The organism is Bacteroidota bacterium (assembly GCA_018816945.1).
GTDB lineage: Bacteria > Bacteroidota > Bacteroidia > Bacteroidales.
Window position 1 is genome coordinate 13051 of record JAHIVC010000021.1, and the last position, 13971, is coordinate 27021.

General features: G+C 35.6%; 10 protein-coding genes. All 10 read left to right on the forward strand.

Annotated features, from left to right (window positions below; genetic code table 11):
• Positions 1 to 96: 96 nt before the first annotated feature.
• The 10 genes from KKG99_03760 (at position 97) to KKG99_03805 (ending at position 13816) form a co-directional block, all read left to right on the forward strand.
• The gene (locus KKG99_03760) at positions 97 to 1146 is read left to right on the forward strand and encodes an efflux RND transporter periplasmic adaptor subunit (GenBank protein ID MBU1012094.1); all 1050 of its coding nucleotides are present in this window, start codon (positions 97 to 99) and stop codon (positions 1144 to 1146) included.
• Between the two features lie 58 nt (positions 1147 to 1204).
• Positions 1205 to 4324, forward strand: coding sequence for an efflux RND transporter permease subunit (locus KKG99_03765; protein MBU1012095.1), 3120 nt, complete (start codon positions 1205 to 1207; stop codon positions 4322 to 4324).
• Between the two features lie 24 nt (positions 4325 to 4348).
• Entirely contained in the window at positions 4349 to 9076 is a 4728-nt protein-coding gene (locus tag KKG99_03770) for an efflux RND transporter permease subunit (GenBank protein MBU1012096.1), read from the forward strand.
• 9 nt (positions 9077 to 9085) lie between these two features.
• Positions 9086 to 9793, forward strand: coding sequence for a hypothetical protein (locus KKG99_03775; GenBank protein MBU1012097.1), 708 nt, complete (start codon positions 9086 to 9088; stop codon positions 9791 to 9793).
• A gap of 118 nt (positions 9794 to 9911) precedes the next feature.
• Positions 9912 to 10574, forward strand: coding sequence for a hypothetical protein (locus KKG99_03780; protein ID MBU1012098.1), 663 nt, complete (start codon positions 9912 to 9914; stop codon positions 10572 to 10574).
• A 12-nt stretch (positions 10575 to 10586) separates the two neighbouring features.
• On the forward strand, positions 10587 to 10940 hold the full coding sequence (locus KKG99_03785; GenBank protein MBU1012099.1) for a DHCW motif cupin fold protein: 354 nt from the start codon (positions 10587 to 10589) through the stop codon (positions 10938 to 10940).
• Between the two features lie 553 nt (positions 10941 to 11493).
• Positions 11494 to 11931, forward strand: a complete 438-nt coding sequence (locus tag KKG99_03790; GenBank protein ID MBU1012100.1) for a hypothetical protein — start codon at positions 11494 to 11496, stop codon at positions 11929 to 11931.
• Positions 11932 to 12240: a hypothetical protein gene (locus tag KKG99_03795; GenBank protein MBU1012101.1), complete on the forward strand. Its 309-nt coding sequence runs from the start codon at positions 11932 to 11934 to the stop codon at positions 12238 to 12240.
• 244 nt (positions 12241 to 12484) lie between these two features.
• Positions 12485 to 12943 carry a hypothetical protein gene (locus KKG99_03800; protein ID MBU1012102.1) on the forward strand — a complete coding sequence of 153 codons (459 nt, stop codon included), beginning with the start codon at positions 12485 to 12487 and terminating at the stop codon, positions 12941 to 12943.
• Positions 12944 to 12958: 15 nt separating this feature from the next.
• A complete protein-coding gene (locus KKG99_03805; GenBank protein ID MBU1012103.1) occupies positions 12959 to 13816 on the forward strand; it encodes a hypothetical protein in 858 nt (285 codons plus the stop codon).
• Positions 13817 to 13971: the final 155 nt, after the last annotated feature.

Below are 13971 nucleotides of genomic sequence, written 5' to 3' on the forward strand. Positions count from 1 at the left end.
ATTATGAAACGAGCATGTTTAAATAAAAACACAGGCAACAAAAAAAATAATCACTTGCGAGTTCCATCCGTCCTATTAAAAACAAATTATTTACGGATGAAACGAGCATTAATCATCATTCTTTTAGGGATTATATTAACATCCTGCAGGGATAACAGCACTGAACTGAACAAAGATATTTCAGTTCCGGTTTCGGTTATGGAAATAAAAGCATCATCCATCGAGAGATATATCAGTACTACCGGTACCGTAAAACCGATCAAAGAAGTTGTGTTGCCATCCGAGATCAGTGGTTTGTATCAGTTAATGACAAACCCAAAAACCAACAAACCTTATGCATTGGGCGATTATGTGAGTGCCGGTGATGTTATTGTGATGATAGAAAACCCGGAATACAAAAATAGCATTAAAAATACTTCGCTTGAACTGCAGCTTGAAACAACCAAGCAAACCTTTGATAAGCAAAAAAGCCTTTATGATAAGGGTGGAGTTACCTTGAGCGAGTTGAAAAATGCGGAAATCAATTACATGAATGCAAAATATGCAGTTGATGATGCGGTCATTAAATTGAGAAAGATGGCTGTTCTTACTCCCATTTCAGGTGTTATTGTAGAACTGCCATATCAAACTCCAAAAACACCAATCGCCACAGGAGCTCCATTGGCTAAAATTATGGATTATAGTAAGTTAATTATGGAAATCAATTTGGCCGAAAAAGACATTAATGATGTAAAAAAAGAACAGGCAGTTAGGATTATGAACTATACCATTCCGGATGATACATTAACAGGGAAAATCACCCAGGTCTCCCCTGCTATAAATGCTGATACACGCTCATTTAAAGCTGTTTTAACCATCGACAACCCTGACTTTAAATTAAGACCCGGAATGTTTGCCAAGGGTGAAATAGTTGTTGCATCAATAGATAATACCATTGTTATACCTAAAGAAGTGATCTTATCAAAACAAAAAGGAAATACAGTGTATGTTATCGATAAAGGATTAGCAAAAGAACGTATTCTTGTTTTCGGATTGGAAAATCCAAATGAGGTTCAAATCATTTCAGGTTTAAACCTTAATGAACGATTGGTAATTAAAGGATACGAAACATTGAGAAATAGTTCAAAAGTAAAAGTGGTTAAATAGAAATGATGATTTTTCAAATCGTTAATTTCTGCGCTTTTTTACCATAAAAATTAATCACATGAAAAAAATTACGCGTTTTTCCGTTCAGTATCCCGTTACAGTTTCAATGATTGTAATCGCAATTTTACTGCTGGGATACATTTCATTCGGAAAACTAAGTCTGGATTTATTCCCCGACATGAATGCACCCCGAATATTTGTGGAAATAAAGGCAGGTGAACGTCCTCCTGAAGAAATTGAAAAACAATACATTGAAAACATTGAAGCTCAAGCCATTCGGCAAAAGGGCGTTACTCAAATCTCATCTGTTTGTATGGTCGGATCGGCACGGGTAACGGTTGAATATGCCTGGGGCAGGGATATGGACGAAGCTTTTTTAGATTTGCAAAAAGCACTTACAACTTATAGTCAGAACTCAGATATAGAAGAGTTTACGATTACCCAACACGACCCCAATGCTTCGCCTGTTATGATCGTGGGCATGCTTCATCCCGAAATAACTGATATGGATGAGATGCGCAAGGTTGGTGAAAACTATATTCGGAATGAACTTACAAGGCTCGAAGGAATCGCTGATGTTACTTTGTCCGGAACAGAAGAAAAAGAAGTGTTGATTGAAACCAGTCCTTATATTTTGGATGCTTTTGGGTTGACAGCAAACAGTATTGTTCAGCAAATTCAAAATATGAACCGCAATGTATCGGGTGGTACCATTGTTGAAATGGGAAAGAAATACATTATCAAAGGCTCCGGTTTAATCAAAAATATAGACGATTTGAATGATATGGTTATCACCTACAAACAAGCCGGTGGTGCTCAGAGCCAACAAGGATCAACTAGCGTTTCAGAAAAAATTCCGGTATTTCTAAAAGATATAGCCACCATCAGTTTTATCAACAAAGACCCTGTTAACATTGTTCGAATTAATGGACAACGTTGTATTGGTCTTTCGATTTTTAAAGAAACCGGTTTTAATACCGTTGCTGCTGTTAAAAATTTGAACAAGGCCCTTGAATCTATTCAAAAAGCTTTACCCGGTTATGAATTTATCATCGTTCAAAATCAAGGTTCTTTTATACAAAATGCTATTGATGAAGTTCAAGATTCAGCTCTGATAGGAATTATAATGGCCATCATCGTCCTTTTCATTTTCCTGCGACGTTTAAAAGTAACCCTTATCATCAGTATTGCAATACCTATCTCCATCATCGCGACCTTTAATTTAATGTATTTTAACGGTTTAAGTTTAAATATAATGACCTTAGGTGGTCTGGCACTTGGAGCTGGAATGCTTGTGGATAATGCCATTGTGGTTGTTGAAAATATCTTCAGAAATATGGAGCAAGGCATGAGTGTTAAAGAGGCTGCGATTACAGGAACTGCTGAAGTAGGTGGTGCAATTACGGCTTCAACTCTAACAACCATTGTGGTGTTTCTCCCAATCGTATACTTGCAAGGTGTATCAGGTGCATTATTTAAAGATCAGGCCTGGACGGTCGCATTTTCATTACTCGCATCCTTGTTTGTTGCAATTCTGGTAATTCCAATGCTTTTTAATTTTGCGTATGGAAAGAAAAAAGTAAACACAAAAATTAAATCTGTTAAAATTGGTCGGTATGGTGAATTTCTTGATAAGCTTTTAAATATTAAATACATTGTCATACTTCTTGTATCCTTGGTAATTATTGCTACCGTGTACATTTATCCACGGGTTGGAAGTGAGTATCTGCCAAAAACAGAAACCAGCGAATTCGATCTCGACATCGTTTTAACAGAAGGAACCGAATTGCAAAGAACCAATTCTACCATTGATGTTATTGAACAAATGATAGCTGAAGTTTTGGGAGATAATGCCGAAACGATTTACAGTCAAATAGGCCCTGCATCTAACATTAGCTCCAGTAAATCGATTTTTAAAAATGAGAATAGTGCTACAATAAAGGTGAGGCTAAAAAAAGAAGCAGTACCACAATCCGAAAGTATTATTGCTGCAATTACAGAATTGGTAAGCAATATCCCTGATGCTGAAATAACTGTTCAGCGTGATGAAACTGCATTACAATCGACTCTAGGTACTGATGAAGCACCTCTTGTAGTTGAGCTTAAAGGAAGAGATTTAGATATCTTAGAAAGTCTTTCCGGAAATTTAAAAACCAACTTGTCCGAAATTCCTGAATTAATTAACATTAAAACTTCTATTGAAAAAGGAGCTCCTGAAATCGATGTGGTGATCGATCGCTACAAAGCAGGTTTATTTAATTTAACCGCGAATGGTATTGCTTCTCAATTGAATGAAATTTTGATGGGTAAAAATGCCGGTAAATACGAAAAATCTGGCGAAATGAGCGATATAACAGTCAAATTGCCTGATATCACTCTTTTCGAATTCAATTCAATCAAATTGAAAAGTGGAAATATAGAAGTTCCGCTTTATGAAGTTGCTAATATTAAGAGAACAACATCCCCTAAACAACTGTTGCGTAGAAATCAGAATCGGATTGCAAAAATTACAGCCGATTATGATCAATCCATACCTTTTGATAAAGTAGTTGAAAAAGTTAAAAGTCAGCTTGATGCATTGGTTATCCCCAATGGTTATCAAACCTCGATTGTCGGGGTTGAGCAAAAGCGCCAGGATGCGATGTCAAGTTTGGGTTTTGCGCTCTTATTGTCAATTATCCTCGTTTATATGGTTATGGCTTCACAATTTGAATCATTAATTCATCCTTTTACCATTTTACTTACCATTCCTTTAGCGGCAGTTGGGGCAATCTGGGCATTCTTTATACTTGGATTACCGCTAAATATCATGGCTTATATCGGGATCATCATGTTGGCTGGTATTGCCGTAAACGATTCCATCATTTTGGTGGATGCGATCAATCAGAATAAAGAAAGGGGCCTCTCATTACGAGAATCCATTATCAGGGCAGGTGAAAACAGAATCAGGCCAATTATCATGACAAGTATTACGACCATATTGGCTTTATTACCGTTAACCATTGGAATTGGGGAAAGTGCATCGTTACGTTCGCCCATGGCAATAGCTGTTATTGCAGGATTGTTAAGCAGTACTATACTCACACTGATCGTTATTCCTTGTGTGTATAATACTTTTGAAAATTTAAAGGATTTTATTTTCGGAAACACTAAAGCTGAAGATATTAAATCTGTATAACTCATTAAAAAAGAATAAAGCTTTATGAGTTTCATAATCAAAAGAAAAGTTTTAATTGCCATGCTGTTTACCAGCATGAGTATGTTAGGATATTTTTCGTACAAACACTTAGCTGTAGAACTGATCCCGAATGCACAGCTACCTTTCCTGTTTGTTCAGGTTGGAAGTCGTCTGGAAGTTGATCCCCGATACATGGAAAGTCAGGCAATTATCCCTCTTGAGGGAGCCATTGGCACCCTCGAAGGAGTTGATAAGATAGAATCATCTGCAGGTCAGCGTCAGGGCAGCATCCGGATTTCTTATCTACCCTCTTCCAATATCAAATTTGCCTATCTCAAACTGGCAGAAAAAGTTGATGAAGTAAAACGCAACCTGCCTCCTGAGTTTGTTGTTCAGGTATTTAAATTTGATCTGGAGCAAATAAACAATATGTTTATGTCGATTGAAGTAAGAGGCAGCGGCGGAGTTGACAGGGTCAGGCAAATTGTTGATAAGGAAATTCTGGACCCATTGAGAAACATAGATGGAGTTGCTAACGCTCAGGTATTTGGTGGCAGGGAAAAGTCGATAGAAATAAAATTAAACGAAGAAGTATTAAAAAGTCATGGCCTCTCCCCTGCCGATATCAGAACAGCGATTAACAATAATCAACTATCCCGGACTTTTGCAGGCAAGGTAAACGAGCATAATCAAATTTATTTTGTCAATGTAGTTTCTGAGTTTGATAATATCAACGACCTCTATGAATTGGTAGTTAAGCCCAACGGTCCCGTTAAACTTAAGGATATCGCTGAGATTCATTATGGAGTTAAAGAAGAAGATTCATACAGCCGTGTAAATGGACAAGAATCTGTTACGATACAATTAACCCGTGATGCACAATCCAATATTATTGAGCTATCGCATGAGGTAATCAAGCGGATTGAAAAATTAAATACTGATTTGGCAGAAAAGGATGTTGAGCTGGTAGTTCAACTTAATTCTGCCGATACCATGGAAAAGAACATCGACCTGATCATTAATCTGGCGGTGGTCGGTGGTATTTTGTCCATTTTTGTTTTATGGATCTTCCTCAGAAATTTACGTTTGGTAGCTGCTATAGCTTTGGCAATTCCGATTTCGGTTTATACTGCTTTCAATTTCTTCTATGCATTTGATATTTCTATCAATACGCTAACTCTTTTGGGGATGGCACTTGCCATTGGAATGTTGCTCGATAACAGCGTAGTTGTTTTGGAAAACATTTATCGATTGGCTGCTAAAAAAATCAGTCCTGATATAGCTGTAATTCAAGGAACCAAAGAAGTTTGGCGTTCTATATTTGCAGCAACACTGACAACAATCACAGTATTCTTACCCTTTGTTTTTTCTACCAATTTCTTTATCAGCTTATTGGGAAAACACATTGGTGTTTCGATTATTTCCACTTTATTGGTATCCCTAATAGTAGCTTTACTATTGGTTCCAATGATCACGCATGCATTTCTTAAAAAGAGAAATTCTATTAAACCGGTAAATTTTGAAAGTATTTCGTACGACAATCGTTTGATACAAATTTATAGGGTTTTGCTTAAAACCTGCATGCGAAATCCGGGTAAAACCATTCTGGGTGCATTGGGCATTTTCTTTCTTACTTTACTTATAAGTCTGGGCATTAGCGTTATTTCATCGCAAGAGGCTGAAATTAAGGAGATGAAATTATATGTTACACTTACCAGTGGAACCACACTTGAAAATACCGATGTTTTTGTGAGGGAAGTTGAAAAAAAATTAACTGATTTAGAAGAAAAGAAAGATATTATCAGTCAGGTTTATGAGGAAGAAGCAATTGTTACGGTTTCATTAGTTGATGATTACAGAAAAATCAGAAATTATTCTATTCCGCGAATTAAAAATAATATCATTGAAAAACTAGCAGATTTACGCCAGGCTGAATTTAGCTGGGATCCACCGGCCTCCGGACAACGCTTTGGAACCGGCGGATTTGAAAATGATGACGGCTTTTCCAGGATGCTGGGAATTGGGGTTCAACAGGAAAAAGTCGTGATCAAGGGTCAGGATTTTGATAAGATGCTCGACATTGCCAAAGATATTGAATACTACTTAAAACAATTAAATTCAATGTCGCGCGTAAGTGTTAATACACCTGATAAACGACCTGAATTAATGCTGACTTTCGATAAGCAATTGATGTCGCTTTATGATATTCCGGTCACTTCTGTCCTTTCTGAATTAAATTCATTTCCTAAAGAATTTTCAAGTGGAATTTTATTTAAACAAGGTGGCGAAGAATATGACATTCAAATTACAACTGAACTGACAGAAAAACAAAAGGCAAGAAATGTTTACGATTTAAAACATCTGAACGTTCGTAGTAATCAAAATGCCCGATTTGAAATCCAAAATATCAGTAAATTCAATTTCACCGAAGGTTTATCAACCATCAACCGAACAAATCAGGAAAAACAGCTCACCATTAATTACGAATTCATTCCAGAAGTAAATGATGATAATGATTTACTGAACAATTCAAGAATAGAAGTCGATGAATTAATGGCTAATATCAACCTCCCTTCAGACATTGCGATAGAAGTAATTCACGAAGAAAATGATTTGGGTGAATTCGGATTTCTGCTTACCATGGCTTTCGTCCTGATATTTATGATTCTGGCTTCTGTATTCGAATCTTTTACAGTGCCTTTAGTTATGATGTTTTCGATACCGATGGCTGGTATCGGTTCGTTAATCTTACTTGTTCTTACGGGCACCTCCATCATGAATGCCAATGTATTTACCGGTTTTCTGATTTTGTTGGGAATAGTTGTAAACAATGGGATCATCATGATCGACTATACCAGAGTGCTTCAAAAACGAGGTTATAATGAATCCAGGGCACTGATGATGGCAGGTCTGGCTCGTGTCCGACCAATCCTTATTACAGCTATCACAACAATCATCGCATTAGTACCTTTGGCACTTGGTAAAGCAGAATATGTGACCCAAATTGGTGTTCCTTTTGCAATCACAGTTATTGGAGGTCTTGCAGTAAGCACCTTACTCACTTTGGTATTTATTCCAACCCTCAATTCAGGTTTACAAACCTCTTTGAAATGGATTCGATCACAAACCACACTTATAAAAGCAATCCACGTTTTATTATGGCTCATCGGCTTCTATTATATTTATACTGAAGTTGACAGTAAAATATGGCAAATTATAGAGTTCATTTTATGGATGATCATTGTACCCGCAAGCATATATTTTATAAAAAACTCTTTAAGAAGAGCCAATGAAACTTTAATTGATCCCAATACTCCATTACGAATCGAAATCAGAAATTTGGTAAAAATATATGACTGGGATAGTAGATTTGTTCGTGAATGGAAATCAGGATTAAAAACACGAAAACGATTGGGATTGGATTCTGAATTCACCTCTGTAAAGGATCTTGAGAAATTGTTATGGCAATTGCCATTGATAGGTTTTGCTATTTATTTCATCTATTTCCATCTCGAAAGTGGTTTCTGGTATTTTGTTTTACCGGTTGGATTATATCTCCTTTTAATGGGTATTCTAAAACCATTGAAACTGTTTGCAAATAATCTGAAGGAAAACAATAAAAAGAAATTTGTCAGGATATTAATTTCTGCATTCTTAAAAATTATCCATTGGTTCTTCCCTCTCATTGCTCTGGCCTTGATGTATTTTAAATATGGCATCATCGGATTAATTATCCCCTATGGATTTTTATGGTATTTGGCAATATTGATTAAAGTTACTTCTGACAATATTTATAAGAAGAAAATTAACATTAACCGCATCAGTGGAAGATTTAAAGGAATTCGCAAAGCATTCAGTCGTTTTGTTTTAATTATTCCGGTTATTGGAAAAAAGAAAATCCAATTTAAAGCCGTCAAAGGAGTTTCGTTTAATATTGAACATGGAATGTTTGGCTTATTGGGACCAAATGGAGCAGGTAAATCAACTTTAATGCGAATTATTTGTGGGATTTTAGATCAAAGTTATGGTCAAATTACCATCAATGGTATAGATGTTCGTGAAAAACGGGAGGAATTGCAAAGCCTCATTGGATATCTGCCCCAGGAATTTGGTATGTACGAAAATATGAGTGCATGGGATTTTCTCCATTATATGGGTTTGTTGAAAAAATTATTCGATACCGAAGAACGGAACAAAAGAGTTGAATACGTTTTAAATGCGGTACACATGTGGAACAGCCGAAATGATAAAATTGGCTCTTTCTCGGGAGGAATGAAACAACGTATCGGAATTGCTCAAATACTGTTACATCTGCCAAGAATACTGGTAGTTGATGAACCTACCGCCGGATTGGACCCACGTGAAAGGATTCGATTCAGGAATCTTTTGGTTGAATTAAGCAAAGATCGGATTGTAATTTTTTCAACACATATTATCGAAGATGTGGCAAGTTCGTGTAACTATGTTGCCGTGATGAAAAAAGGTTACCTGCAATATCTTGGGAAACCTATTGAAATGGCAAAAATTGCCGAAGGTAAAATTTGGAACTTACAAATCCCTCATCAGGAATTTGAGGAAATTAAGGATAAACTTACCATTATTCACCACATGAGGGATGGAGAAACAATCAGAATGCGTTGCCTGTCAAATAAAAAACCGCATCCTGATGCAAACATCGTAAAAGCCAATCTGGAAGATTCTTATTTATGCTTATTGAATAAGGAAGATGACGAAGTTGAACCCACTAATTAAACTTAGAGCATGAAAACACAAGATAGATATCAGCTCATATTGCGCAGCATTAACTACAACCTGAAAATAATTTTTGCCAATAAATTTATATTCTTCCTGATTGCTGCGATTGCCTTTTACCTCATGGTAATTGGGATCATGCTTTTTGATGACTCGGCAGTAAGTTCTGAAGATATATTTAGTACACTTATTTTTCCCGGCATATTAATTCTCTTTTATCCGGTAATTTTCAATATCCAGAACGATAAAGATGCGCGTATGCTTGAAATCATTTTTGGGATACCCAACTATCGCTATAAGGTCTATCTGGTTCGTTTTGCCATTACCATGGTAATGATGTTTGTGTTATTGATGCTGATGGGCTGGTTTGCCGTTTTTGCTGTTGCAAGGGTAAATGTGATCCCCATTGTTTATCAGCTGATGTATCCCCTGTTATTTTTATCGGGATTGGCATTTATGTTTTCAACCTTAATTAAAAATGCAAATTCAACTGCGGCAATCATGGTGATCATTGGCCTAACCTTTCTTATTTTGGCCGAACCGCTACAATACAGTAAGTGGAACATCTTTCTGAATCCGTATAATGCTCCATCGGAAATGAGCCAAACCATTTGGCAAAATGTAATTCGTGAAAACAGGATTTTTTTACTGGTAGGCACAATTATTTCGATATTGTGGAGTCTAACCAACTTACAGAGAAGAGAGCGCTTTGTATAGATTAGAATGATAGTTTGTTATGTAAATTTTACGATCTGATATTCTACAATATAAGTTCTGTCGATTTTCCTTCTGGTCTATTGCCAATCTTCTTTTTTATCTATAAGTTTACATCATCATGATAAAAAGAATATTAAAAAAATTCAGGGAAAATAGCAGCACCATTCTCATTCTGTTCATATTGCTGTCCATTTTGTTTAGAGTAATTGGGTTTTCTATTGTTTCAGGGATATTTTTATGGGCATTTTATACACTTCTAGCACTTGTTTTTATAGGCTTTTTTATTCAGGCAAATATCCAAAAAATCGACATTCCTGCCAAGGCAATGATTATATTCATTCCTTTTTTACCTGTATTTGGGTTTATGGATGCCTTTTTAATGAAAGCAATCATGAGCCTTTGCATCATTGTTATATATTTGATCGCTAGCGATCGGATTTTATGGCTCAATAAGAAAAACTGGCAGTATTCATTTTTGATTATTTTTTTATACATCATATCCATTGTATTTTCTTTTTTTTCAATCAAATATTCGGGCAATACCAATCTGAAAATAATAGACGAATCAGCCTCTCCGAATGAAATCCACAAGCTGGTAACCAAGCGTGAAGTTGCAGGCTCTGCAGTTGGAAACACCATGGTTTATCTTGAAAAAAATTACTTCGGCCTGTTTAAAAAAAGCGAATTAAAACAAATCAGCTCCTGGACTGGCATCCCGATTCTGCAATGGATCAATGACAATGAATACAAAATTGATCATAAAACTTTTAAGTTAAAATAATGCTTTACTGAGATGAATAACGCAAATATTCCTTTTCAAAATATTGAATGGGGCAAAGTTCCAAAAACAGAACATCAGTGCGAAACCGGAGTTGCTTATTGGCAAACGGTTCAATTTGCGGGTTTAAGAGTTAGGTTGGTTGAATATTCAAAAAATTATATGGCCGATCATTGGTGCCAAAAAGGCCATATCGTTCATTGCCTGAAAGGTGTCGTTACCACGGAGTTTGAAGATGGTGGTAACAGGGCTCTCACAACCGGAATGACCTATGTGGTTAGCGATGAACTCAGTTCACATCGTTCGGTTACCAAAGAAGGTGCTTTGCTTTTAATTATCGACGGAGATTTTTTAAAATTGAATAAATGATTTCTATCACTTTCCACAGCTTAACTATTGGGACTTAACCGTAAATAGTGAAATATTGAAATAGTGAAATAGTGAAATAAGGAAATATTGAAATAATGAAACTTTTGAGCTCCTGAACTTTTAACCCTTTCATTCAAGTTTCAGGTTTCAAGTTTCTAGTTTCAGGTTTCAAAATGCAAGTAGAGAATCAACATTTTACATTTTACATTTTACATTTTACATTTTAGATTCTTTTTTCTTCATTTAGCATTCAACAATTATCATTTATCACTCATAACTCATAACTAAAAAAATCATATCGATTTTTTTTCTATCTTTATTTCTTGAAAATCTTTCCGCTCCGGAGATGGCATTTGTTGATTAAAGATTTTCGCTTCCCAATCTTTGAAATGTTGATCAGTTTGAACAAATTGAAAATATATAAAACAACAATACCTAACTTATACATCCTTAAATGGATGGATAAGGTACAGTTTATGGATTTATATAAAAGTTAGCGGTCATGCTATGACGATAGTGCAAGCATGAAACTTTAGAATAAACAACGACAGGCATGGACAAAGGTTTTAAATATTGGTTGAGTTGGATTAGTGTGTTACCAATCTCATTAATTGCGGGAGTGTGTGTTGACTTTCCTGTTCATTGGGTTTTATATCGGACATTGAGTGGTGGCAACAGTCCTTTTATCACCCCCTATCCCGAACTTCCAGAAAGAATTTTAGCACCATTTTTTAGAGCATTGGTAATTGTTTGGGTTAGTGCATTAATTGCACCAGAACACAAATTCGAGACAGCAGTTATTTTAGCCACACTTTGGATTTTTGGAGTTGGGGCTTCTTTCGTCTTAGGTTATTTAGGTTTTCATACGGATAACATTCAACTTAATCTGACAGCAGACGGACTACCAGTAATAATGGGAGTTGTTGGTGCAGTTGTCGGACTTTATATCTTAAAGAAAAAATTATCAGGAGAACTAACTAAAACCACATAAATGGACAAAGCAAATACAATCGGAATGTTTATTTCGACATCACTAATGGCTGCAATACTTGGAGCTATTTCGGGACTTGTTTGGGCATTTGCTCTTAGCTGTCCATTAAAAAGCGGACTGTTTTACGGTGGCATAATCGGTTTAATTGTTGGACTTCTTTTTTTTCTATTTCAAAAGGCAGCAACATCTTCAGGTAATCTACAAAACAAAGAAGTATCATTTGCATCTGGCTCAATGATGACAATGATATTTATGATTTCAACTGTAATTGCTATCGTGGTCGGACTTGTAAGGTGGTTATTTTTTTGACAACTATTATGACAGACAATTTCAAGCGACACAACATCGTGGACAGAAAAGCACGAACCGGTATCAGCACCTACAAGAAATTGGGAGTTCAATGCTTAGATCAATCTTTGTGCTCCGTATCAAGTTCAGTGCTGGCAGACAGTTTTTTGCTTCGAAATCGCCAACTTCTTGTAGCTGCAAATCGTCATGCCCAAGTTTAAAAACAGCCTATGAAGCCTAAATTGTTATACTTTTAAAAGAAATTATGGAAATAGTTTTACCAGTAATATTAATAGGAGTTTTTTTATTATTAGGAATGATATTGACTTTGGTTGGAATACATAAAGATGTATATAAAAAACCGCCTCAATATAACACGCAACTACATATAAGTAAAGATATTTTCAACTACCCTATTTGGATGCAAAAGCTTAAATATTATTATACTGTACTAGGGGCTTTAGGATTCTTTGTTTTATTTTTTACTCCAATAACTTTACTTATTGACATAGATACAAATAAAAATCAAGTTTTACTATTCATAATTTCTTGCTTCATTTTCTTTATGGAATATATTTTATATAAAGGTTATGATACCTTTGCTAAAGAATTGAGAATTAATAAGTATAAGAAAAAATTAGATGAAATTGAATTTGAAAAAGCCAATATGAGCGATTACGAGTATAATGTTGCAAAAGAAAGAATATTAAAATTTAAATATTAACCTCAAAAGTTGGTAATGATTTTACAGAAAAAAACATTAGTGCGACTTCGAGACCTGATTAACGAAGAAACCGAATACAGGAAAGGGCATGAACTGGTTGCCTTTTTCAACGAGTTAGGATTTAAAGACTCTTATGGACAAGGATTTCCGTCAAGATGGATTTACACAGACTCAAGATTAGAAAAAATTAATGGAACCCCAGAACTTGACAAATGTATAAAAAAGGTTTTCGCCCCTGTAAATTTTGTTGGACGAATTGACGATCTTGATAAATTCATCGCTTACTTCAATCAGTTTCTTGTATTTGACGACTGGCAAGTAAAAAGAATCGGAAAAGAGATAACGTTTGCCAAGGCTGGAAAAATTGACTTCGAACAACAAAAAAGTGAAGTAAAAGAAGATGACTTCTTAAACCGTGAGTTTTCTGATATTTCAATTGAAAAGATTGGTCTCCACGGGACAATATCAGATGTTTTTAGTAGTAGATTTGATGAGATTCAAAAATGTTTTAGAGCAAAATCATGGCTTTCTGTGATTATCATGTCTGGAAGTACATTAGAAGGTTTGTTGTTAGGAGTGGCTTTAATAAATCCACAATTATTTAATTCTTCAAATTCTTCTCCAAAAACAAAGGAGGGGAAAGTCAAACAATTTCATTTATGGACACTTAGCAATTTTATAGATGTTGCTTCAGAGATTGGACTGCTAAAAGAGGATGTTAAAAAATTTAGTCACGCTCTTCGAGATTTTAGAAATTACATTCATCCCTTTGAGCAAATGAGTAGTAAATTTTATCCTGACGAGAAAACATCAAAAATTTGTTTACAAGTTTTAAATGCTGCAATATTTCAAATGACAAAAAATAAAAAATGAATAAAAGCCAGGGCATAATCGAGTAGGCTGCCCCACCAGCGTTAGCTGATGGGGAGAACCTCTCACACCACTGTACGTACGGGTCTCGTATACAGCGGTTCATTAAGATGTGGGGCAATCTTTACGTAGTAAGTAAGCAAAGCCTCGTAACCTCT